The organism is Arthrobacter sp. AK01 (assembly GCF_021109375.1).
Lineage (GTDB): Bacteria > Actinomycetota > Actinomycetes > Actinomycetales > Micrococcaceae > Arthrobacter.
In genome coordinates this window covers 1-22,150 of record NZ_JAJOHP010000005.1, presented here as the reverse complement: position 1 = coordinate 22,150, position 22,150 = coordinate 1, and the positions used below count along the sequence as shown (strand labels likewise).

The 22,150-nt window shown below is 64.5% G+C and carries 19 protein-coding genes; 7 read left to right on the top strand and 12 right to left on the bottom strand.

From position 1 onward, the window contains the following. Position 1: 1 nt before the first annotated feature. The 7 genes from LN996_RS02880 to LN996_RS02850 form a co-directional block, all read right to left on the bottom strand. Entirely contained in the window at positions 2–475 is a 474-nt protein-coding gene (locus tag LN996_RS02880) for a hypothetical protein (RefSeq protein ID WP_231338686.1), read from the bottom strand. Beyond that, complete coding sequence (locus LN996_RS02875) at positions 472–954, bottom strand: hypothetical protein (RefSeq protein ID WP_231338685.1); 483 nt, start codon at positions 952–954, stop codon at positions 472–474. Before LN996_RS02875 ends, LN996_RS02880 begins: the two co-directional genes overlap by 4 nt. Further along, positions 951–1,904 (bottom strand): acetoacetate decarboxylase family protein, encoded by a 954-nt coding sequence (locus LN996_RS02870; RefSeq protein ID WP_231338684.1) that lies wholly within the window; start codon positions 1,902–1,904, stop codon positions 951–953. The genes LN996_RS02875 and LN996_RS02870 overlap by 4 nt, the downstream gene beginning before the upstream one ends. Further along, positions 1,901–2,974, bottom strand: a complete 1,074-nt coding sequence (locus LN996_RS02865) for an alpha/beta hydrolase (RefSeq protein ID WP_231338683.1) — start codon at positions 2,972–2,974, stop codon at positions 1,901–1,903. Before LN996_RS02865 ends, LN996_RS02870 begins: the two co-directional genes overlap by 4 nt. Beyond that, a complete protein-coding gene (locus tag LN996_RS02860; RefSeq protein WP_231338682.1) occupies positions 2,971–4,989 on the bottom strand; it encodes a hypothetical protein in 2,019 nt (672 codons plus the stop codon). Before LN996_RS02860 ends, LN996_RS02865 begins: the two co-directional genes overlap by 4 nt. After that, entirely contained in the window at positions 4,986–7,661 is a 2,676-nt protein-coding gene (locus LN996_RS02855) for a GMC oxidoreductase (protein WP_231338681.1), read from the bottom strand. The genes LN996_RS02860 and LN996_RS02855 overlap by 4 nt, the downstream gene beginning before the upstream one ends. A gap of 148 nt (positions 7,662–7,809) precedes the next feature. Continuing rightward, positions 7,810–8,241, bottom strand: a complete 432-nt coding sequence (locus LN996_RS02850; protein WP_231338680.1) for a hypothetical protein — start codon at positions 8,239–8,241, stop codon at positions 7,810–7,812. A 128-nt stretch (positions 8,242–8,369) separates the two neighbouring features. On the opposite strand from LN996_RS02850, the gene LN996_RS02845 reads away from it, so the two are divergent. The 6 genes from LN996_RS02845 (at position 8,370) to LN996_RS02820 (ending at position 13,028) form a co-directional block, all read left to right on the top strand. Continuing rightward, the gene (locus LN996_RS02845) at positions 8,370–8,966 is read left to right on the top strand and encodes a dihydrofolate reductase family protein (protein WP_231338679.1); all 597 of its coding nucleotides are present in this window, start codon (positions 8,370–8,372) and stop codon (positions 8,964–8,966) included. A 31-nt stretch (positions 8,967–8,997) separates the two neighbouring features. Beyond that, complete coding sequence (locus LN996_RS02840; RefSeq protein WP_231338678.1) at positions 8,998–9,717, top strand: ATP-binding cassette domain-containing protein; 720 nt, start codon at positions 8,998–9,000, stop codon at positions 9,715–9,717. A gap of 144 nt (positions 9,718–9,861) precedes the next feature. Beyond that, positions 9,862–10,680, top strand: coding sequence for a hypothetical protein (locus LN996_RS02835; protein WP_231338677.1), 819 nt, complete (start codon positions 9,862–9,864; stop codon positions 10,678–10,680). 158 nt (positions 10,681–10,838) lie between these two features. Beyond that, the gene (locus LN996_RS02830) at positions 10,839–11,270 is read left to right on the top strand and encodes a LexA family transcriptional regulator (RefSeq protein WP_159697748.1); all 432 of its coding nucleotides are present in this window, start codon (positions 10,839–10,841) and stop codon (positions 11,268–11,270) included. A gap of 64 nt (positions 11,271–11,334) precedes the next feature. Continuing rightward, positions 11,335–11,532: a hypothetical protein gene (locus LN996_RS02825; protein WP_231338676.1), complete on the top strand. Its 198-nt coding sequence runs from the start codon at positions 11,335–11,337 to the stop codon at positions 11,530–11,532. Positions 11,533–11,729: 197 nt separating this feature from the next. Beyond that, positions 11,730–13,028 carry a Y-family DNA polymerase gene (locus LN996_RS02820; RefSeq protein ID WP_231338675.1) on the top strand — a complete coding sequence of 433 codons (1,299 nt, stop codon included), beginning with the start codon at positions 11,730–11,732 and terminating at the stop codon, positions 13,026–13,028. 28 nt (positions 13,029–13,056) lie between these two features. On the opposite strand, the gene LN996_RS02815 is transcribed toward LN996_RS02820, so the two are convergent. The 3 genes from LN996_RS02815 to nirB are packed head-to-tail and all read right to left on the bottom strand — an operon-like array spanning position 13,057 to position 17,901. Continuing rightward, positions 13,057–14,214, bottom strand: coding sequence for a uroporphyrinogen-III synthase (locus tag LN996_RS02815; RefSeq protein ID WP_231338674.1), 1,158 nt, complete (start codon positions 14,212–14,214; stop codon positions 13,057–13,059). A gap of 12 nt (positions 14,215–14,226) precedes the next feature. Beyond that, complete coding sequence (cobA, locus tag LN996_RS02810; protein WP_231338673.1) at positions 14,227–15,261, bottom strand: uroporphyrinogen-III C-methyltransferase; 1,035 nt, start codon at positions 15,259–15,261, stop codon at positions 14,227–14,229. 9 nt (positions 15,262–15,270) lie between these two features. Continuing rightward, positions 15,271–17,901: a nitrite reductase large subunit NirB gene (gene nirB, locus LN996_RS02805; protein WP_231338672.1), complete on the bottom strand. Its 2,631-nt coding sequence runs from the start codon at positions 17,899–17,901 to the stop codon at positions 15,271–15,273. A 281-nt stretch (positions 17,902–18,182) separates the two neighbouring features. On the opposite strand from nirB, the gene nirD reads away from it, so the two are divergent. Further along, a complete protein-coding gene (nirD, locus tag LN996_RS02800; RefSeq protein ID WP_231338671.1) occupies positions 18,183–18,545 on the top strand; it encodes a nitrite reductase small subunit NirD in 363 nt (120 codons plus the stop codon). Positions 18,546–18,550: 5 nt separating this feature from the next. On the opposite strand, the gene LN996_RS02795 is transcribed toward nirD, so the two are convergent. Both LN996_RS02795 and LN996_RS02790 read right to left on the bottom strand, forming a co-directional pair. Next, positions 18,551–20,296, bottom strand: coding sequence for a phospho-sugar mutase (locus tag LN996_RS02795; protein ID WP_231338670.1), 1,746 nt, complete (start codon positions 20,294–20,296; stop codon positions 18,551–18,553). Positions 20,297–20,398: 102 nt separating this feature from the next. Further along, complete coding sequence (locus LN996_RS02790) at positions 20,399–22,015, bottom strand: glycoside hydrolase family 32 protein (protein ID WP_231338669.1); 1,617 nt, start codon at positions 22,013–22,015, stop codon at positions 20,399–20,401. Positions 22,016–22,150: the final 135 nt, after the last annotated feature.

Sequence of the window (22,150 nt, the reverse complement as noted above, 5' to 3'; positions counted from 1 at the left end):
TTCATCCTGCCAGCCCGGCGTTCGCTGGTGCCGCACTGATGCGACGCCAATAGATGAACAGGAGTATCGCCGTCGCGAGGTCGAAGAAGGCGACTAGCAGGGCCAGGGGTGAGAAGACGCCGTTGAGGACGCCGATGCCTACGGCTCCGAAGGCGCCGGTTTTCTGCAGGCCGGACCAGAGCACCACTTCCGGGGAAGGCACGGTGTTGAGCAGGGTGTGGAGGAGCAGTCCGCCGACCACGACCATGAACATGCCCACGGTGCCGAAGAGTTGGCGGGTTTCGGGGGTGGAGCCGGCGCCGATCAGTTGGAGGACCGGTCCGCCGAACGGAACCTGGATGGCACCGGTCAGCACCGTGATGATGGCAATGACTGCGAGGGCTGCTCGAAGTGGATCAGCGAGGGCCCAGGCGAGAGTGCCGGGAGGGTGCGGCCGGCGGGATCGGGCGGGGTGACCGGGCTGGTGCGCGGTCACGCGAACGACTCCAACAGCCGGCCGCGGTCCACCAGCAGCCACACCATGGCGGCCCAGGTGAGGGTGGATACGTAGAAGCGGATGTCGTTGAGCATCATCCAGCGTTCGAGCAGGGTGCGCAGTTCGGTATCGTCCGCGAAGTCGCCGCCACGGATCCGGACGTTGATGGGGATGATGATGCCTTGGCCCACCCAGGTCAGGACGATGATTCCCAGCAGGCAGATGATGGCGGGGATGACGCGGATGCTGCCCCATTCGGACCAGACGAGGATGCCGCCGGAGATGAACATGATGGGCACCACGATGGTGAAGAACTTGGTGGCCGCACGCGTGGGGATGCCGAAGTGCATGTCCACGTTGTCGCGGGCCAATGATTCCCATGTGGGGTAGAGGAAGAACTTGAGCACCCACATGGTGCCGACGTACATGGTGGCGCCGAAGAGGAAGTAGAGGGCGTTGATCAGGAGGAGCCAGTTCATTGGGCACCGCCCTGTACCCGGCTGCGGTCCGGCGGGGCCAGCCATTCCTGCCCTTGGCCCAAATCCACCACGCTGTCCATCATGTCCCCGCCGCGCAGCGCTGCGGCTTCGAGCTGGGTGGGGGCTGTGAGGAACCAGGCTTCGTAGTGGTCGTCCAGGACACCGTGGGCTTGGGGCAACCATGCGGTGAACACCGGTTTGCTTTCTACCTGCAGCTTTTTCAAGGGTTCGACGCCGGGCGCGTCACCGAGGATGAGCCGCGCCTTGGCTTGGGCTCCGAGGGCGATGTCCCCGGTGGCTTCGAAGTAGATGTCCGATTTCCAGAGCATGTTCCGGAAGACACAGTAGTTTGAGGCAGCGAGTTTGAGCGGCAGCTGGGTTGCGCTTGGCGCTGCCGGCCGTTCGATTTCGATGTAGCAGCCCAACTGGCCGTCCTTGTCGTACTGTGCGGAGACCGAGGAGTCCGTGACCACGAAGTCCAGGTTGGCTTGGTGTTTGGGCATTCCCCAGATCCCTTTGCCTCCCTTGACTGAGACTTCGGAGCTCACGGGCAGGTCCACCACGAACTGACCCAGTTTGAAGGTCTTTTGGAAGAGCAGCGGGAGGATCGGCGGGGCTGGGCGGCTGCCGTGGGTGATGGCGATGGCCAGGGAGTATTCGATGTACTTCCCGATGTCAGTGGATTTGTAGTTGACCACCGTCACCACCAACAAGCCTTTGCCGCCGAGACTGAACGGCCGCATCTCGGAACCCGGCAGCGCAGCGGCCGCGGCTTTCTTGTTGATGGGGAAGGCCGCCATCAGTACGGGCGAGTCATCGGAGTTGACCGGCATGACGTACTTGATCCCATCCGCGAAGGCATGCTGCCCGCGGAGCCGCTCCTGCCGCCGTGGAACCGGAGACGGGAGGAGTTTGAGCAAGGGTGTGGCCAGCTCGGTGAGGTTTTTCATGGTGTTGGCTCCTGGGCTGGGCTGATTGCTGGGGTTCCGTTGAGTTCGTTGACAATGACTGGGAAGGTGTCCTGCCAGGCGTGGTCGCCGAAGAAGACGTCCAAATGGCCGTAGCCGGGGATGAGGTGGAGTGAGTCCTTGCCGGGGCGGTGCTTTTGGAAGAACGCGAAGGTGCGTTGTTGGCTTTCGGGCAGGAAGCACAGGTTGTCCAGGCCGGCGATGAAAGCGAACCTCGCGTCGGTCTGGGGAGCCTCTGCGACGAAGTTGTCCGGCAGTTCCGGATGGTCGCCGGCAGCCACCATGTGCCCTGCTTTGATGCTGCGGCCCATTTCTTCGAAGAAGGTCACGGGTACCTCCGCGAACTCTCCGCTGAGCCACTGGTGGGTGGCGTCGTCGAGGTTTTCATGGGACCAGAGGGCCGGGCGGCCGCTGCCGTAGGTGAAGCTGACCATCTTGCAGACGGTGTTGTCGCATTCATGGTGCGTGGCTTTGACCAGGCCCCGGATGGCCCGGGTGAAGTACCCCTGCGACTTGTACCCCCACGCTGGTGACAAGTACGGAGTGAAGACCTTGACCACAGGGGTCAGGTAGTCGATCTTGAGCCGGGAGAACGCCGGAACCACCGGGTGCAGGGACACCGCATTGGACACGATGGTGTCCACTTGCGGCAGGAGTCCGGCCACGGCGGACATGGTGAATGATGTGGATCCCTGGCAGTGGATCACAGCCTTCATGGTCTCCGCGCCCGTCGCGTTCAGGACGTGCTCGACGGCGGCAGGATGGTCGTACACGGCAGCGTCGGCGAGCGTCCAGGACAGCGGATCGAGGTCGATGGAAGCCCGCCAGTTCAGCATCCACACATCCCAGCCGTCTTCGAGGAGGACGTCTACGATGGTGGTCTTGACCGGGGGCCGGAACAGCTCAGCCCTGACGCCTGAGCCGTGGACCAGTATCACGGGACCCTTTGTGGCTTCCGCCGGCGACGTGACGTGGACGAGGCTGAGCGGTGTGTTGTCCCGGGCACGGAGGGGGATGACCTCAGTCCTGTGCTCGGCACGGGTGATGATCATGGGGTGCTTCCCTTCTGTGTGATGGTGATGGTCCGTGCGATGGTGATGGGTTCTTCAAGAAGCCGCACGCCGGGCAGGCCGGTAACCGGAACCAGGCGCGCGCCGTCGTCGCTGCTTGCCAGCTGCCAATCGCGGCAGACTGTGTCCACCATGAGGGGGTAGACGGTGAGGTCGCCGTCGGGTGCGAGGTGGATGCGGAGGAAGCCTTTATGGTCCTCGATTGCCTGGCCGGACATCCTCCAGGAGGACACCTCTCCGCTGGGCGTCGCCAGGATGTACAGGGCAAAGGCCTCGCTGCCGAGCACCCAGCCACCCAGATGCACCAGCGCCAGGGCCAGGACCAGGATCACGAAGTCCGGCCAGCTTCCTGGCCAGGGAACCAGGATCACGACGGCGGCACTCACCGCGAGCGCTGACAGCTGGTACAGCGCGCCCCGGACAAAAACGACGATGCCTGCCTTGGCCACTCGGAGCCAGCGGGCAAGCGTGGAGGCGACGGCCAGCACCAGCGGAAGGGCAAGGACCAGGACGAGGACCAACAACCAGGTGTTGCCGCGGGTGAGGCTGCGCAGGCTGTCCACGAACGACTCGCCGCGGAAGGCGCTGAAGACGGTCCACAGAGTCAGGGCGGCCACCACGTGCACTATGCCGAGCGACAATCCGAAGCCGGGGTTGCGGATGGGGAGCCAGAACTGCGAGAAGGGGTTGGCCAGCTGCGGGCCGAGCAGGCGGGAATCTCCTTGGCCGGGAAAGGTGGTGGGTGTGCGGGTGAACGTTCGGGCTGCGGCTGTGGGCCCAGAGCCTGGCTGCCCCGTGCCCGTCAGCCCCGTGTGTGCGCCGTTGGAGGACTCACCGGGAGCCGCCGACGGGGCAGGAAGGACGATGTCCTCCGGCAGCCCGTGTGTATCCGAGAGGTAGGCGCCGCCCAACCCGCAGGTGATCATCTGGGTCTTGCCTGGATCCGGTGCCTGGTGCTGGCCGCGGGAGTGCTCTCCGGGGTGGGAGTCCTCGTAGCGGGCGTAATGGTGGAGGTCGCCGGTGAGCCACAGCCGGACGCTGGCACCGGTGGCTTCGAACATGCCGGTTTCAGGGTTGAAGCGCCGGCGCAGGTAGTCCTGTTCGAAGAAGTTTGCCTGGCGGAACTCACCTAGGCCCGGATCAGCGGCGTCAACCCAGAAGGGGGCGGCCACGCAGAGGATGATCGCGTCACCTGGCTGCAATTGAAGGGTGACGTTCCGGTAGAAGTAATCCAGCTGCGGCTCGTCGATGTACTGACCCAATTGACTGTCCAGGCCCAACAGCCACCAGCCGGGCGTGCCGCCGCGGCCCGGCCCGGGAGGGGCTCCGGTGAGCCGGACGGCAAAGTAGCTGCGCGTCTGGATGGTCCGCCAGCCCCCGATGCTCCGTTGCCTGGTGAAGATCCGGACGAAGGAGGTGAGGCCGTCGTACCAATCGTGGTTGCCGGGAAGCGCAAGCATGATGGGTACGGGATCCCGTCGGGGGTGGGCCGGAAATGCCGTCCGGTACGGGCCGGCCATCCGGTTCTCATAGGCCGCGGGGGAAGCCACAGGGTAGACCTCGTCCCCTCCCAGCACCAGGATCCTGCCGCGGGGGAGCTCATGTCCGTCCACGGTCAGGGTGTCCTGGGCCAGCAGGGATGCCACCGTGTACGTGGCATCGAAGCCGTCGCCGAGGTCGGCCGCGAAGTCGAGCCACATGTCCGCAGGTGCCGACCCGGCTGCACGCTCGTCCTGAAGCCCGGCAGGCGAGGGCAGGCCCCGGCTGCTGACCGGGGGCTGCGCCGGCTGGCCCTGGACGGGAAGGTTATCCAAGCGCAGGGGATCGGCGGGAAAGCTGCCCTCAAGCTCACGCTTATCGCCAAAATCGGCGAATACGGTGGCCGCCGCAACCTTCAGCGCAGTCCTGGCCAGCGACATGGGTGAGAGCCAACGAACCGCCGCCTGGGGTGTGAAACCCAGGACGGCGTGGTGTTTCGCGAGCTCCCAGCTTTTCATTGCTTCGGCTTGAAAGGGAACGGGATACGTTTGAGCCCCGCACCGTAGACCTGCCGGAGTTCGCCACCGAACAACTTCCCGAAGGCCACCAATCCTGCAACGGGGGCTGGGCCTTCGGCGCGGAACGTGGTGAGTTGCTTGGCGAAGTCGAGAGGCCTGATGTAAAGGATGCCGGCGCCCACGACGCCCTCATGGCCGGTGTCGTCTGAGGCCGGCAGCCCGGCCTCCGGTGGAACGTGCCCCTTGAGGATGGTCGCATACAGGGTGGTGGTGTCCGCCCAAAGGTCGAAGCCTGCCTCGTTGTGGATCAGTTTGTGCCCGGTGAACGTGAACGGCGTTCCGCCTGGGTCCCGCAGCCACAACCGGTACAGCATGCGCCTGGCTGGTGCGCCGTCGTCGGAGGTGTCCTCGACAAACAGGTTGAACCAGCCACGCTCCACCGGCATCCGGCCGCCGAAGTAGTCCGCCAAGACATAGCCCTCGGTCTTGGCAGGGTGGTTCGGGTCGGCAACGAACGCGTCAATGTCCTCGGCAACAATGGTTAGCTCGAACATGATCCGACGGCTTCGGTCCCGCCCCAGGCTCCGGCCCTTTTCCGGGTCGGTGATGCCGGGACTGAACCAACCGTGCATCTGTTCGGTGAACCGCACGGACGTTGCATCCTTGTTTTGAGCGCCAGGCACCCCCAGGCCGCGACTGCGCACCCCGGACCCTTCGGAGACGGCGCTCGCAGGCTGTTCCTCGGGCGCCGCCTTGCCTTTGGTAGCGTCCGGTGCCAGAGCGCGCGGAGCGGACGCACCGACGTCGACGACGGCGCCTGCCGCCTCGCGCTCAACGGTCGCCTTTCCGCTGGACTCGCCCGGGGCCTGCGCATCTGCGGGACTGATGCCTCTGTGGCCCGCCCTGTCCGCGTCCTCGACGATGTGGGCACACGTGCGTTCCGCGAACGCGGCGATGGTCAAGGACGGGTTGGCGCCCACCGGACCGGGCATAGCGGCTCCATCGACCACGTACAGCCCCGGGTACCCGAACACCTCGCCATAGGAATCGCAGACTGCCTCCCCGGGGTGCCGGCCGGACGGCGCGCCCCCGATCGGGTGGACGGTGATGACGCGCTTGGCCCACCACAGCGGGTTGTCAATGAAGTCGCCGTCGAGGTCTTTGGAAACCGACTCCATGGTTTCGCGGACGCGGCCGAAGTATTCCTTGGACGTGGCCATGGTCCAGGCGATGGCGAGCCTGCCGTCGCGAAGGGTCATCACGCCGTCGGGAATGTCCCTGCCCATGCCGAGCAAAGGCACCGAACTGGACGATAAACGGCCGTCACCCAGGGCTGCGGCGAGGTCGGCCGAGACGTTGGAACGGCCGGAGTCGAACAGCCTGTCCTTGAAGAGTTGCCCCGCGACCCTGGCGGTGCGTTTGATGGTGGTTCCCAACTGGGCGGTTTCGATGAGCCAGTTCATGAAGGCCGGATACCCGGCGTCCTCCACGTAGTAGCCGCGACCATCGCCGTCGTCGTCGTTCGAATCCGGAACCCTGATCGCTGTGGTGATCACCGGCCCTCGGCTGCCGGCCAGCGTTCGGACGCCGGGACGCGAGCCGTTGGCAGGGGGAGTCTTGGCGCCCATGATGAACGTCAAAAGGTCGCCGTTGCCGCTGAACCGGGTGCCCAAGGCGTCACTGAGTGCCGGGAGGGACCCGCGGTTGCGGAGCAGCAGGAAGTTGGTGCCGAACGTACCTGCGCCCAGGATGAGCCTGCGGCAATGGATGATGCGCTCTGTGAGGAGTTCGCCGTGGTGGTCCGGATTGTGCACAACGTACCGGACCTCGTAACCGCTGCCCGGCGTTCCGGAATCCAGCGGCCGGATGCCGCGGACATCATGGAAGGTGCGCACATCGGCGCCCTTGAATGCCGCGGCTGAGACGTAATTGTGGTCCAAGGTGTTCTTGGCGCCGGCGTTGCACCCGATGTCGCATTCACCGCTGAGCGTGCACGTCGTCCGCACAGTGTCGGGGCCATGGATGCTGCCGTAGCCGGGCAGGGGCAGCGCATGGTTGGTCCGCGGTTCCGCGGTCGGGCTGCTGGAGAACGTGATGGCAAGGGGCGGGCGGGTGATGGCCAGGCCCAGGTTCGCGGCCGATTTTTCCATGGCCACGGTTTTGGCCGTGTCCCTGTACGGGTAGGGGACAGGCTGGAGCATAGCCTCGGCGGCATCGTAGTAAGGTTCGAGATCTGCCCGGGTGAAGGGCCAGTTCTCGTACCCGCCGCCGGGAATGGGTGACTCGTTGACGAACCACTTTTCGTCTTTGCGCAGCAGCACGTTGGCGTAAATGAGTGAGCCGCCACCCAGCCCGCTGGACACCAGTCCCTCAGTGCCACGGAATGTCCAGGCGTCAAAGAGCCCGTACAGGCCGCGGTCCGGATCCCAGAAGTTCCTGCCCATCTCGGACGGCGAGCGCGCGAAGCTGCCGGGTGGGTAAGGTTTGCCGCGTTCCATGAGCACAACGGACTGCCCGGCTTCGGCCAGTCGAAGTGCGGCCACGGAACCGCCGAAGCCTGAACCAACCACCACTGCGTCGACTTTTTCGATGCCACTGCCCCGGTGGCGTGAAGGATCACTGGCGGGTTCGGTACCCGCATCCCCACTGTTCCCGGTCCCCAGACGACCCATGGCCGTTCCTCTCAGAGGAGAGCTGACTACATAGCTGCAGCTGACGGCGCCGGGCGTGGCCGGGCGATGCCTCCGCGGACTATGGGGCTTATGTTCCCACCGGGCAGGGGATCTGTAAATGAGGTGGAGTTATTGGGTAGTACTCGGGTTAAGCGAGGCGCCTGTAAACCATGTCAAAGTCGTGTTCCAGCGGTCCACCGGGGTAACTGCCCCGCTCCAAGCGCGCAGTGATGGTGGTGCCATCCTCGCTGAAGCGGCCAACAAAGCGCTGAGGCCAGTCCGGTCCATCCCGGAAAAGGGTCCACAGCTTGTCCTTGAGCGTCATGTCGTAGATCCGCGCTACGCCACGGGAGTCGAAATAGTGCTGCTGGAACGCACCGTCCGAGCCTGTGGCGCCGATGACGCTGACCGCGTTGGGGTACTCGGGGTGCTGGACCGTGGAGCGCTGAATGAGGAAGCCTCCACTCTCGAGCCACTCGAACGCCGTCCTACCGGAGATCTCCATGCCCGGAATGGACGTTTCCCACTCGCCGACCAGGATGTTCAGTTGCTCCAACGTGGGTTTTGGATCCCGAGCCATGGCTGCCCTCTCTTCGCGTCATCGCGCTGGTGAACAGGTTCAGCGTAGAGCCCGTCGGTTCCTCCGCCTAGGGTCCTGGCCCCAACTGTTTCCTGTACGGCCGGCATGGTGGGTGGCAGGATGGGCGCATGAGCCGAGTAACCTGCGATCTCACCGTGTCCCTGGACGGCTTTGTTGCCGGCCCCAACCAGTCCCTGGATCAGCCGCTGGGGGAGCGCGGCGAAAGCCTGCACCGCTGGCAGTTCGAAGAGCGTGAAGCCAACGCAGCCGAAGTGGCCGGGATCCTGGAGGCGGGCGCCTACATCATGGGCAGGAACATGTACGCAGGACCAGGGGCCGGCCCTTGGGACGCGGACTGGCGCGGGTGGTGGGGTGAGGAACCTCCTTACCATGCGCCCGTCTTCGTCCTGACCCATCATGAGCGGGAGCCCTTGGAGCTGCAGGGCGGCACGACGTTCCACTTTGTCACCAATGGTATTGAGGCTGCACTGGACCGTGCCCGGGAAGCTGCCGGCAGCAAGGACGTGGCCATCGCCGGCGGAGCGCAGACGGCCCGGCAGTTCCTCTCGGCGGGGCTGATGGACGAGTTGAGGCTCCACATCTCGCCGGTCATTCTCGACGGCGGCGAGCGGCTGCTGGATGGACTCGGGGACGTCCGCCTGGAGCCGGTGGACGTACGGGGGACCGGGCTCGTGACGCACGTACGGTACCGCGTGATTCGCTAGCCGGAGATTCGGTGACTGCAAGAATGGGCGCATGCCCCTCCACACCTACCCCATCCGACGGGTTGCTGAGGACCCTGCAAACGTTCTTGATCGCGGTCGCTGGCCGGCAGCGCTGCCGCCTGTTGCCCAGGTGCTTGATGAGGGCCTCGACCTGACCTCAGCAACCATCCTGATTGGCGAGAACGGGTCCGGCAAATCGACCCTGGTGGAAGCCATCGCCCTGGCTTACGGTCTGTCGCCGGAAGGCGGTTCCACCGGTGCACGGCACACCACCAGGTCCAGCGAATCCGTCCTCGCCGATCACCTGCAGCTTGTCCGGAATGCCGGTGCCAGCCGGCGGGGGTACTTCCTGCGGGCCGAAACCATGCACGGATTCTTCACGTACCTCGAGATGAACCCGAGCACATCCGGGGACATCCCATTCCACGACATGTCCCACGGCGAGTCATTCCTGGAATTGGCGCTGGACAGATTCAAGGGACACGGATTGTGGGTGCTCGATGAGCCCGAGTCGGCTTTGTCGTTCAGCGGTTGCCTCAGCCTTCTCAGTGTTCTGAAGGACCTGTTGTCCCACGGAGATTCCCAGGTCATCATGTCCACTCACTCACCTCTTCTGGCGGCCCTTCCGGGCGCCCGGATCCTGGAAGTCGGGCCTTGGGGCCTGCGGGCACGCGACTGGGAAGATCTTGATCTTGTTGCTAACTGGCGGTCATTCCTGGACGCACCTCAGAGGTATCTTCGGCACATCTGACGCCACCTCACGTGGCCAACGCGCCGGGAAAGTGACCGGAGAGGTTCGCGAATGGGCGGGGCTTGCCCGATGATGAGGTCTGGTCCGGTGATGGGTCCCGTCCGGTGATGGGTCCCGTCCGGTGAGCGGCGTAGCCTTGGCGGCATGGGGAAACTATTGACAGCAGCACCACGCCTTACATTGGCCTGCGGAGCCCTGATGCTGTTGGGAACGGGGTGCGCATCGCTCGGACAGCCGGCCGCCGGCCTGCCGTCTGCCAGCCTGCCGTCCGCCGGGAGCCCAACCCCGGAAATCCGACCGGAAGTTGTGCTGTGCCAAGGCAACGAAGTTTCGCGTCCGGCGCTGGACAATCCACGACCGGCCAGCGAGCTCGGCCCGGAGGCCGCCCCGGCTCTCGCCGGCCGTGGGGTCTCGGCTTTTGACCCGGTCACCTGGCTGATTGCGCAGGAGAGCAGCGATCGTGTGATGCTCATGAACAAACTCGCAGCTCCCCAGGATCACGGCTACGGCGATGTCCGCGACTACATGTACATCGTCATTTCCACCCACTCCATGGCATCGGAACCAGGTCAACCGGTATGGGCGGTCGTCGAGTCATCGACCTGCACGCCCACGCTGGACCTTGGCGAGCTGAGAGCCGGCGCAGTCACTCTTGATCCCTCGTTGCCGCCGGTCCCTGAGTCCGATCGCGTGGCTCTCCTCGTCACGGAGTTCGACTGCAACTCCGGGAAGAACGCCGAAGGCCGGATTGACGTCGTCAAGCTCGTCGAAACAGAGTCCACGGTCGAGGTCGTCCTGGGGGTGCAGCCCGCCGGGGCGCAGTGGGCCACCTGTCAGGGAAACCCGGCGACGCCCTTCGCTGTCGATCTCGAACGGCCGCTCGGGAACCGTACCATCCTGGACGCCGCCGTCCTGCCCGCGCGCGAGATCACAGCACCAGCCCGGCCGGGAACCGGCGGATAGCTCTATCTGCCTTCCCCGCCCCGGCGGGGACCAGCAGCCATGCCATCTCCGGCCCGCGATTTCACGGTTCCGCGGGTAGGTTTCGGGTGGAGATCGAACAATGTCCGCCAACCGCTGTACACTCAAGTATCGAACATATATTCGAATAAAGGTGTGTTGTGGGCGTGATCGTCGGCCCCCGCGTGATAGATGCGGGCTTTTCCCTGATGTCGGTACTGCTGGCTCCAATCCCGGTGGCGGCAGGGTATCCATCGCCTGCCCAGGACTACTTTGACGGCAGGATCGATCTCAATGAGCACCTGATCAAGGATGTCACCAGCACTTTCGTGGTGAGGGTGACGGGGCAATCCATGGAGGGTGCCGGGATCAGCGACGGGGACGAGTTGATCGTTAACCGGGCGCTGGAGCCCAAGGACGGGTCCGTCGTCGTGGCTGTCCTTGACGGTGAGTTGACCATCAAGAGGCTCCGCGTCACGCCCTCAGGGGTGATCCTCCAGGCGGACAATCCCAAGTACCCGGACATTCGCGTGCCGGCAATGTCTGAGCTGACCATCTGGGGCGTGGCAACCACGTGCCTGCATCACATCTAGCTGTCGCCGCCCCCGCTGATCCCCGAGTTGATCCGTTCTATCTTTGAGTGCACAAACGCGACATATGCACTTGAAGGATGGGTCTACTCCTCGATGGTGTCAGTCCGGGCCGGAACTGCTCGAAATCGCAGCCGTGACACTTCGGATGCTGGCCGAACCGACCCGCCTCAACCTTCTTTGGCAACTCGCCAAACCCCGGCTCATCCAGAAGACCATCAACCACGCCGACCACCAAGTCAGTGGCGAACCCGCCCACGACTAACCCAAGCGGTGTGATCAGCGGCAGGTTGATATCGAACTGGAGCTGATGTTGTGGGCGGAGTTCGGTCGCTGCTGCAACGCGGTTTCTTGTCGGCGGTCGGCGGTACAGTTGATGCATTCGAAGATATATTCGAATGCACGGGGTGTCCTGCGTGATGATTGCGGGCATGCGTGCTAGTGGCGAACGCAAGGAGAATGATGTCCAAGCCAGCTCTCATGCATCAAATGCAAGAGATTGCCCATGTGGATATCAACTGCTTCTATGCGTCGGCGGAGAGGGCCTTCAACCCCGCGCTGGAGGGCAAGCCATTGATTGTGTTGTCCAACAATGACGGTTGCGCCGTGACCAGGTCGCCGGAAGCCAAGAAGCTGGGCATTGGGCTGGGGGAGCCGTGGTTCAAGATCGCCCCACGGGCCAAGGAATGGGGGCTGATAGCGCTCTCCAGCAACTATGAACTGTACGGCGACATCAGCTCCCGGGTCATGGAGCTCCTGGCCCGCTACTCGGCATGGCAGGAGGTCTACTCCATTGACGAGGCGTTTCTCGGAGTCAGGGGACAACCACAGGACTTGCTGGAGCTGGGAAGCACCATCAAGGCAGCCTGCCAACGGCATGTGGGGGTTCCGGTCTGTGTCGGAATCGCCCGCACCAAGACCCTGGCCAAGCTCGCCAACAAATGGGCTAAGCACAATCCAGCCTTCCACGGCGTATGCCGCTGGGACTCGGTCCCCGAAGCCCAACGCGAAGCTCTCATGGCACGGCTGTCCGTCATTGAAATCTGGGGTGTGGCAACGCGGCTTACCAAGCGCCTGAACGCCCTGGGAATCTTCTCAATCCTGGACCTGGTCCACGCCGACCCGATTGCTTTGCGGGACAAGTTCTCGATTGTCATGATGCGAACCGTCCTGGAACTCCAAGGCACGCCCTGTATTCCCATGGAGGAAGAGAGAGTCGGCCGGGACCAACTGATCTTCTCCCGCTCGTTCTCCACACCGATTACGACGACGGACCAGCTGCGGCAGGTGCTCAGCGTCTACGGTCAAATGGCCAGTGCCAGGCTGGCCAAGCACGATCTTCAGGCCAAGCTCCTAACAGCGTTTGCCGCGACGTCCGTCTACAACCCGAACGATAAGTCCTTTCCCACGGTCACCGTGAGGCTGCCCATGCCCACGTCGGACCCCGTGCTCCTCACCAAGGCCGCACACGCGCTGGTCCCCAAAATCCAGGAAGGCGTGAAGTATGCCAAAGCCGGAATCATGGTCACGGACCTCCGTCCCAGCGGCAACCAGAAACCGTTGGAGATCTTCGAGAACCGTCATGAGGAGCGCGGCATCGGCCCCCTGCTGGAGCAAGTCAGCAAGCGGTATGGCCGGGGCTCCATCGGCCTGGGCCACGCCGGCATTAAGGGCGGCCCGGACTGGTCCATGAAACGGGACATGCTCAGCCCCCGCTACACCACCAACTGGGACGAACTTCCCCTGGTGAAGGCGGCGTAGCGGGGCAGGGGACGAGGAAGCGGAGAGCCTACGCCCGCAGCCGGTAACCGCGCTTCACGACGGTCTCCACGAGCTTGCCATCCGGCAGCGAGGACCGCAGCCTGCTGACTGTCATGTCCAGGGCGTGCACGGAGCCACGCAGGTCCAACAGGTCCGAGAGCGCTTCCCTGGACAATACGGCTCCACCCGCGCCGAGCAGGGCCCGCAGCAGCAGGAGGGGGGCCGGTGCAAGGTCCACCACCTCACCGTTGATCCGCAGGCAGCGCCCACGCAGCTCGATCGTTGCGCTCTTGGTTTCCAAACGGCGCACGTGGTTCAGGGACAGGTGCTCCGTCACCAAGCGGATCAAGGCACCCATCCGGTAGCGGTCGGGGATAAGGGGCGTCAGCCCGGCGTCGACCAGTGGCTGTGCGGTGACCGGCCCCACCGCGGCAACAGTCACCGGCCCCTTAAGGGCTTCGATGAGCTGCCGGTAGAGGCCCATTTCGTGAGCGGTGCTCCACATGGCATCCACCGCGGGGGCGCTGGTGAACGTCAGTACATCGAGGTTCCCGCCCACCACGGCTTCGATCAGGCGCGGCAGTTTGTCCTCGCCGTCGGGCTTCACCCAGCGGTACGGGGTCACCGTCAGGACCGTGGCGCCGGACATGCGGAGCCGCTCCAGCTGGCGGACGTCGGTGTATCCGTGCAGCTGCACGGCCACGGTCTTGCCACGAACGCCTTCGGCCAGCAGCATGTCCACCAGCGTGGCCGTGGTTTCGTCACTGCTGATTCCGACGTCGGCAAGACCGGCAGCGCGCACGGCACCGCGGGCCTTGGGGCCACGGACGAACATGCGGCAAGCGGACAGGGTTTCCAGGAGTTGCTCGCCGATGCCGAACGAGTCCGCGGCCTCGCACCAGCGGCGCATTCCGTAAGCCGTGGTGGCGATACAAATGTCCGGCTTTGCCGCAATGATGGTGCGGGTGTCCTCGATGAGGACCATGTCTTCCTGCACAGGTGCGATCTTCAAAGCGGGGGCGTGCAACACGCTCGCACCGCGGCGCTCCAATGCCTCAATGAGGTCACGGGAACGGCGGTGCGAGGTGACGCCGATTCGGAAGCCATCCAGCGGCGCATCGGCCGCTTCGGATACTCCCGGAGCGGCGGTGGCGTCGTGGACTTCGAGGGCGCGTGCAACAGTCATGTGTTCTTACCTTCAGGCTTCAAGGAGCGAAGCCGCGAGGCGGCTCAGTTCAGCGGATGCTTCAGCATGATTGCGGTTGGCTTCAGCCACCCGGACCACCTCGCCGATGACCAGAACGGCCGGGTTGCTGCAGCCGGTGGCTGCAGTTTCGATCGTACCCAGATCAGCGATGGTGGTGCGCTGTCCCGGACGGTAGCCACGTTCAACGACGGCCATGGGCATGTCCGAATTCATCCCGGCCCGACGCAGGCCTGCCGCCAGCTGGGGAAGGGTGCCGATACCCATGAGGACCACGATCGTGCCGCCAAGGCCGGCAAGGTGGGTGTGCTCCTTCTCGGTCAACGGGGCGTGGCCGGACACCACGGTGAACATGTGGCTCACTTCGCGGTGTGTCACCGGGATCCCTGCCGCTGCAGGAACGGAGATGGCACTGGTGACACCGGAAATCACCCGTACCGGGACGCCGGCCGCAACACAGGCGGCCACTTCCTCGCCTCCGCGGCCGAACACGTATGGATCGCCGCCCTTGAGTCGGACCACGTTCTTGCCCAGCAGGGCAGCTTCCACCATGAGCTTCTCGATGTCACGCTGAGTCACCTTGTGGAGGCCAGGCTGCTTTCCGACATCCACCAGCTCGGCAGAGGTCAGGTCGGCCAGTTCCTGGTAGGGAGCCAGCCGGTCATAGAACACGACGTCGGCATCCCGCAAGGCGTCAACGGCACCAACAGTCAGCAGGTCCAGGGCCCCCGGGCCTCCGCCTACCAGGGTGACGTGGCCCTCAGCGCCCGGGGCGGGCTCGAACGCAACCGGGATTCCGGCGTCGCGGCAGCGTTCCACCAGCGGCAGCCAGCCGGCCCCGCCGTCGTCCACTACTGCCACCAGGAACGGGCGCTCGGGGAGCTGGCCGTCGCCGGGCACACCCTCCGGGGTGCTCAGCCGGTACACATGGGCACCGGCGCTCTGGTAGCGGCGGATTGCTTGGCGGGCGGACTTGTCCGATCCCGTGACGAGGACGTCACGGCCGGTGAGATCGATGGTGAGCTGCATGGGAGACCCCTAGTTTTCTGCGCCGACGGTTTCGCTGCGGACCGGGATGGTGGAGGCAATGAGCACACCGCCCTTTTCTTCGTTCGTGGCCGGACGGATCTGGCCCCGCTCAGGAACGAAGGAGATGGATTCGTCCTTCTGGTTGGGAGCGTTGACGAAGGAACGGAAACGGCGGAGGCGCTCCGGGTCCTTCAACGTCTCAGCCCACTCGTCCTCGTAGGTGTCGATGTGCTTGGCCATGGCTGCCTCAAGCTCTTCGGCGATGCCCAGGGAGTCGTTGACCACTACCTCCTCGACGTGCTTGATGCCGCCGTCAAGCTCCTCCTGCCAGCGAGCGGTGCGCTGCAGGCGGTCGGCGGTGCGGATGTAGTACATGAGGTAGCGGTCGATGTACTTCAGAAGGGTTTCGTCGTCCAGATCCTTGGCGAGCAGCTGGGCGTGGGCCGGGGTGGCGCCACCGTTACCGCCGACATACAGGTTCCAACCGTCCGCCGTAGCGATCACGCCAACATCCTTGCCGCGGGCTTCGGCACATTCGCGGGCGCAACCGGAGACACCCATCTTCAGCTTGTGCGGGCTGCGGAGGCCCCGGTAGCGGAGCTCCAGTGCGATGGCCATCGCCACGGAATCCTGGACACCGAAGCGGCACCACGTGGATCCAACGCAGGACTTCACCGTGCGCAGGCTCTTGCCGTACGCCTGTCCGGACTCGAAACCGGCATCCACCAGTTCCTTCCAGATGTCCGGGAGCTGCTCAAGGCGGGCACCGAACATATCGATGCGTTGTCCGCCCGTGATCTTGGTGTAGAGGTTGTACTTCCCGGCAACGGCCGCGATGACGCCCAAGCCCTTGGGCGTAATCTCGCCACCTGCGATGCGGGGGACCACCGAGTAGGTGCCGTCTTTCTGCATGTTCGCCAAAGCGCGGTCGTTGGTGTCCTGCAGCGAGCCACGTCCGGCATCCAGGACATAGGCGGAGTGCTGGCTGGCCAGGATGGAGGCAATGGTCGGCTTGCAGATATCGCAGCCCGCGCCGGTGCCGTACTTGGCCATGATCTCTTCGAAGGACGTCAGTTCCAGCACGCGGATGGCGTCGAAGAGTTCCTGGCGGGAGAGGCTGATGTGCTCGCAGAGTGCCTTGGAGACCTCGATGCCGGACTTCTTCAGCTCGCCTTCGAGGAGCTTCTTGAGCATGGGGACGCACGATCCACACTGGGTACCGGCCCTCGTGCAGCCCTTGAGTTCGCCGAGTTCCTGCACAGGAGCGTCGCCTTCGCAGGCGCCGCAACCGTTGATGGTGTCGCGGATGGTTCCGGCGGCCACATTGTTGCAGGAGCACAGGATGGCGTCATCGGGGAGCTCGGTCTCCGGGGCCTCGCCACCGCCGGCAGCGCTCAGATAGGCACCGGGTTCGGCGGAGAGCTCGCGGCCCAGGAGCGGGCGGAGGCTCATGTAGGGGGAAGCATCGCCGACGAAAATGCCGCCCAAGAGGGTCTTGGCATCATCGGTGGTGACGATCTTCTGGTAAACGCCGCGGGCGGGGTCGGCGTAAACGATTTCGAGGGAGTGCTCGGTCCGGGCGAAGGCGTCACCGAAGCTGGCAACATCAACGCCGGACAACTTGAGTTTGGTGGCAGTGTCAAAGCCCGGGAAGGTCGCTTCGCCACCGTGCAGGCGGTCGGCAACGATCTCGGCCATGGTGTTGGCGGGAGCCACGAGGCCCAAGCACATGCCCTCGAAGTTGGCCACCTCACCGATGGCCCAGATCCCGTCCACTTCGGTGGCACAGAAATCGTTGATGACCACACCGCCGCGCTGGCCCAAGCTGAAGAGCTGCTCTTCGCCTTCTGCCGCGCGGAAAAGGTCGTCGCGGGGTTTGACGCCGATAGCCACGATGACAAGGTCGGCGTCGATGGTGCGGCCGTCGGCCATGAGGACTCCGGTGACGTTGCCGTCGTCGTCCGTAACAACCTCCGAAGGGAAGACGCCACCGTGGACCTCGAAGCCCTTGGCTTCAATCAGCCGACCGAGGGCCTGGCCTGCGCCTTCGTCCAACTGGGTGTTCATGAGCCAAGGCGACCCGTTGATGACCACCGGAGTGGCACCGAGCTGCTCGGTACCGGCCGCGGACTCAAGCCCCAGCAGGCCGCCGCCGATGGTGACTGCGTTGACCTTGCGTCCCAGCTTCGCACTGAGCTCGGCGATGGCCTTGTTAATGGCCCAGACGTCTTCGAGCGTGCGGTAAACGTGGGTGTGCTCGGCGCCGGGAATGGGAAGCCGGGCTGCATCCGAACCCGAGGCAACCACCAGGTGGTCGTATTCGTACTTGTTGCCGGCGGCCGTGAGCACACTCTTGGCAACCGTGTGGATCTTGACGGCGCGCTCGCCGGTCTTGAGGGTCAGGGCCTCGTGGTCCCACATCGATGCCTCGCCCAGGGTGAGGTCCACGTCGGTTTCGGTGAGGGCCTTGCTCAGCGCCACTCGGTCATAAGGGAGGTGGGCCTCTTCGGTCAGCACCGTAACCTGCCAACCTTCAAGTCCCCGGTTGACCATGGCATCGGCGAAACGGTGGGCAGCGGGGCCGCCGCCGACGACGACGATGCGGCGCGGGTTCTCTGTACTTGAAGTGTGTCCGGTCACTGGTGGGCCTTTCGCAGATGTTGCAGACGGATCTCCGCAACTTGTGGTTCCAGCCTAGGGACGGGCAGTTTCGCTTCAGTTTCCCTTATGTTTCGTGATCTTAACTTCTGCATCACGAACGCATTTCCGGGGGCGTGAGGTCTCTTTTACGCGTTAGACACAAACGCGCACCCCTGTTGAAACACCCCCGCCCTAGCGTGGAGGAGTGGCCGCAAGCGTGGCCCGGTCCGGGGGAGTGACGGTGGAAATGCCAGCACCCGGACACAGTGAGAGGGGCTGAAATGACCGTAATTCTGGACCGTGCCGAGGACCTGACCACCACCGCCACGTGGCAGCGTGTTTGCCCGGTGGCAGAACTGGAAGTGGCCTGGGGCGAAGCGGCACTGATCGCCGGACGCCAGGTTGCCCTGTTCCGCACCGCGCCCACCGAGGTCTTCGCTGTGGCACAGCAGGATCCTGCAACGCTGGCCAACGTCATGGCCCGCGGCATCATCGGATCCCGAGGCAGCAGGCCGACCATCGCGTCGCCACTGCACAAGGAGGTCTACGACCTCGAAACCGGGGAGTGCTTCACCAACCCGGAACTTAAGCTCGCCGTCTTCGCCACCCGTTTGGTGGACGGTTTCATCGAAGTTGAAGTCTAGGACTCCTACAAACCCAATGCTTCGCGGACATCCCTGAGGACATCGTCCAGGGAGGCCCGCGCTGCTTGGCGTGCCTCGGGCAGTTCGGCCGCGGACTCAACGGCCTGGATGACTTCCAGGTAGCACTTGAGCTTGGGCTCCGTGCCACTGGGACGGATAATCACGCGGGTGAGGTCCCTGGTCACATACAGCAGGCCGTCCGTGGGCGGCAGGGCCTCGCTTCCTTCTGCCAAGTCGGTGAAGACCTCGACGGCGGAGCCTCCGAATGCTTCGGGCGGGTTGACCCGCAGGCGGTTCATCATGGCGTCGAGCAACCCGAGGTCTGCCACCCGGATGCTCAACTGGTCACTGGCGTGCAGCCCATGCACCAGGTACAGGTCATCAAGGGTGTCGAAGATGGTCCTGCCCTCAGCTTTGGCGGCGGCGGCCAATTCGGCGATCAGGACTGCTGCGGAAATGCCGTCCTTGTCGCGCACCAGTTCGGGCGCCACACAGTAACCCAGTGCTTCCTCGTACCCGTAGGTGAGGCCGGGAACCCGGGAAATCCATTTGAATCCCGTGAGCGTTTCCTCGTGCGCATACCCGGCTGCTGCCGCGATCCGTGAGAGAAGGCGTGAGGACACGATCGAGTTGGCGAAGACGCCGCCCCGGGACTCTTCGCCCGCACCGGCGGCCATGCGCGCTACGACATGTGCGCCCAGTAACGCACCCACTTCGTCCCCGCGCAACATCCGCCAAGCACCGGTGGCGGGATCCAAGGCTGCGACTGCGGCGCGGTCGGCGTCGGGATCATTGGCCAGAACGATGTCCGCATCCGAGTCCGCGGCAGCCGCGAGAGCCAGGTCAAGCGCGCCGGGTTCTTCCGGGTTGGGGAAGGCAACAGTGGGGAAGTCAGGGTCCGGGGCCGCCTGTTCAGCCACCAGGGTGACGTCCGTGAAACCTGCGGCATTAAGGACTGAGACGGCCGTTTCGCCACCCACACCGTGCATGGGAGTCAGGACGATCTTGAGGTCCCGGGCGGGAAAGTGTTCCCGATCTGCCAGGCCGGCCATGGCAGTTTCATACTCTGCGGTGATGGCGTCGGGCAGCACGGTCCAGCCGGCCGCGGCCAGCTGAATCGAGTCCAGCGCACCCACAGCCTCGATCTTCGCCGCGATTTTTGCATCGTAGGGGGCCACGATCTGGGAACCGCGCCCGCTCTCCGGCACAGCGTGCCGCCCCAGGTAGACCTTGTAGCCGTTGTCCTGCGGCGGGTTGTGGCTGGCTGTGACCATCACGCCGCCGTCGCACCCCAGTGACCTGACCGCGTAGGCGAGCAACGGCGTCGGGAGCGCCGCCGGCATGAGGAACGTCTCGATTCCTGCTGCGGTGAAGATTGCCACGGTTTCCTCGGCAAAGATGTCCGAGTTGTAGCGGGCATCAAAGCCGACGACGGCGCGTGGCTGGGTTCCCGGCGCAGCTGCAGCGACTGCTTCGGTGAGGAAAGCCGCCAAACCTGCCGCGGCTCGACGGACAACGACGCGGTTCATGCGGTTGGGACCGGGGCCCAGTGCTGCGCGGAGGCCGGCAGTGCCGAACTGCAGGGTGCCGTTGAAGCTGTCGCCCAGCTCCTGGGCTGCTCCCGCATCACCGCCACTGGCGAGTTCGGCGAGCTCCACGAGAGAGGCCGACGTCGCCGGATCCGGGTCTTGGGATGCCCATTCGCGGGCGTCGGTGAGCAGCTGTTCAAATGCGGCATCGCTGGATGTCATAGGGACAAAACTATCCTCAATGAGCCGCGAAGGGGCAACGAGGGGCAAGATCCCTTCCCCCAAGAGGGGTCTTAATGGGTGGGATCCCGCTCATCGGCGGCACTAAAGTGAGCGCGTTCGCACGGTGAAGTCCGTGTCGCCATCCAGGCTGAACCCTGAAGAACCCGTGTCGTCCCAGTCCGGGAAGAACGTGTCCGAAACAACCGCAGCTCCGTCTCCGGCGAAGACTTCCACAGAGGACGAATCCAAGAGGATGGTCAGATGGACCTTGTTCCCGGAGGATGGCAGGGCCACTTCGTGAAATGGGCTGAACTTTTCAGAGAAGTTGCCCGTTCCGGCCTTGGACCGGTCCACCCTGAGAGTGTGGTTCTCCTTGTTGTAGGAGATACGCAGGCCCGCATTGGCATCGGGCGATTGGCGGAGGATCAGTCCAGCTTCGCGGGCAGAGGTCAGTTCCATCTCGAGTTCGATCAGTTGGGCGCGGCCCGTGAAGTCCTCGCCGAGTGCCTGCGGTGAGGAGCCGATGGTGAGGTTTTTGCCTTTGACTTCACTGCCGGCGCGTTCAAGTGCCGTTCTTGCTGCGGAGGCGATGACGGACCGCAGTTCGAAACGGCGCTCTCCGCGAACCAAGGTGAGCTCGCGCGGAATCGCCATGGAACCTCGCCACGGAGTGGTGGGAACATGCTGGGCGTAGTCCCAGTTGCCCATCCAGCCAAGCAGCACGGGTTTGTCCCCGGGCGCGCCGGAGATGGAGTTGGCCGCGTAATAGTCGGCGCCATGGTCCAGCCACCGGGATTCGTTGAGTGGGGCATCCGGTGCGGCCGCGTTTTCGGCTGTGAAGCGGGTCCCGTCGAATTCACCGACGAAGTACTGCATGCCCGAGCCGCCAGCTATACCGCCGGGGTTGATGCTGAGCAGCATCACCCACTTCTTCGCGGTGGAACCTTCTACCTTCATCTGGAGAAGTTCGGGCACCTCCCAGAGCCCTCCTTGCGCTCCGACTCCCGAGAAATCACTCAAGTAATCCCACTGGAGCAGATCGGTGGACTTGAACATTTTGACCACTTGGGCGTCGGCCACCACGGTGGTCATCACCCAGTAACCGCCCGGCTCATACCAGGTGATTTTGGGATCGCGGAAGTTGTTGTTCGTGGGCGCGAGGTTCAGCACAGGGTTGCCCCGGTACTTCTGCCAAGTGGTCCCGTTATCCAAGCTGAAGGCGAGCGACTGTGCCTGCGCGCCCTGGGGGAGTGCACCGTTCTTCCCGTAAGCGCTGGTGTAGAGGGCCACCATCGGCGGATTCCCTGCCGATCCCAGTCCGGAAGCGTTGTTCGTGTCCATGACGATGCAGCCGGAGAAGATCTCTTCCTCGGGGCTGGCTTCCATGGCCACGGGACGCTGTTCCCAGTGCACCAGGTCTGTGCTGGTGGAGTGGCCCCAGGACATGTTGCCCCACGAGTTTCCGCGCGGGTTGTACTGGTAAAACGCGTGGTAGGTCCCGTTGTGGAAGACGAGGCCATTGGGGTCGTTGAGCCAGTTCTTTTCAGCTGTCAGGTGGGCAACGGGCCGCCAAGGATCCGAAGCGGTAGGTGCCGGACCCGTCGAGGTGGGGGACGGCGTCGGGCTGGCCGTGCAGGAAGCGGCAGAAAAGGCGACCACGACGGCGGCACTTGCGGCCAGTAAATGGCGGCGGGACAGGTGGGGGTTGGGATAAGTCATGGGGAAAATCCTGAAGGGGTTGGGGTGGGGGGGGGGGGGGGGCGGGTGGGGGGCCAACCCCCCCCCCCCGGGGGGGGGGCCGCGGGGGTTTGGTGGGGGGTGTTTTGGGGGGGGGGCCCGCCCGCGCGGGGGGGG

Bases quoted from the DNA above. Each gene is read 5' to 3' on its own strand.
- LN996_RS02875 (WP_231338685.1), bottom strand. From the start codon at position 954: ATGAACTGGCTCCTCCTGATCAACGCCCTCTACTTCCTCTTCGGCGCC.
- LN996_RS02870 (WP_231338684.1), bottom strand. From the start codon at position 1,904: ATGAAAAACCTCACCGAGCTGGCCACACCCTTGCTCAAACTCCTCCCG.
- LN996_RS02865 (WP_231338683.1), bottom strand. From the start codon at position 2,974: ATGATCATCACCCGTGCCGAGCACAGGACTGAGGTCATCCCCCTCCGT.
- LN996_RS02860 (WP_231338682.1), bottom strand. From the start codon at position 4,989: ATGAAAAGCTGGGAGCTCGCGAAACACCACGCCGTCCTGGGTTTCACA.
- LN996_RS02855 (WP_231338681.1), bottom strand. From the start codon at position 7,661: ATGGGTCGTCTGGGGACCGGGAACAGTGGGGATGCGGGTACCGAACCC.
- LN996_RS02850 (WP_231338680.1), bottom strand. From the start codon at position 8,241: ATGGCTCGGGATCCAAAACCCACGTTGGAGCAACTGAACATCCTGGTC.
- LN996_RS02845 (WP_231338679.1), top strand. From the start codon at position 8,370: ATGAGCCGAGTAACCTGCGATCTCACCGTGTCCCTGGACGGCTTTGTT.
- LN996_RS02840 (WP_231338678.1), top strand. From the start codon at position 8,998: ATGCCCCTCCACACCTACCCCATCCGACGGGTTGCTGAGGACCCTGCA.
- LN996_RS02835 (WP_231338677.1), top strand. From the start codon at position 9,862: ATGGGGAAACTATTGACAGCAGCACCACGCCTTACATTGGCCTGCGGA.
- LN996_RS02825 (WP_231338676.1), top strand. From the start codon at position 11,335: ATGCACTTGAAGGATGGGTCTACTCCTCGATGGTGTCAGTCCGGGCCG.
- LN996_RS02820 (WP_231338675.1), top strand. From the start codon at position 11,730: ATGTCCAAGCCAGCTCTCATGCATCAAATGCAAGAGATTGCCCATGTG.
- LN996_RS02815 (WP_231338674.1), bottom strand. From the start codon at position 14,214: ATGACTGTTGCACGCGCCCTCGAAGTCCACGACGCCACCGCCGCTCCG.
- cobA (WP_231338673.1), bottom strand. From the start codon at position 15,261: ATGCAGCTCACCATCGATCTCACCGGCCGTGACGTCCTCGTCACGGGA.
- nirD (WP_231338671.1), top strand. From the start codon at position 18,183: ATGACCGTAATTCTGGACCGTGCCGAGGACCTGACCACCACCGCCACG.
- LN996_RS02795 (WP_231338670.1), bottom strand. From the start codon at position 20,296: ATGACATCCAGCGATGCCGCATTTGAACAGCTGCTCACCGACGCCCGC.
- LN996_RS02790 (WP_231338669.1), bottom strand. From the start codon at position 22,015: ATGACTTATCCCAACCCCCACCTGTCCCGCCGCCATTTACTGGCCGCA.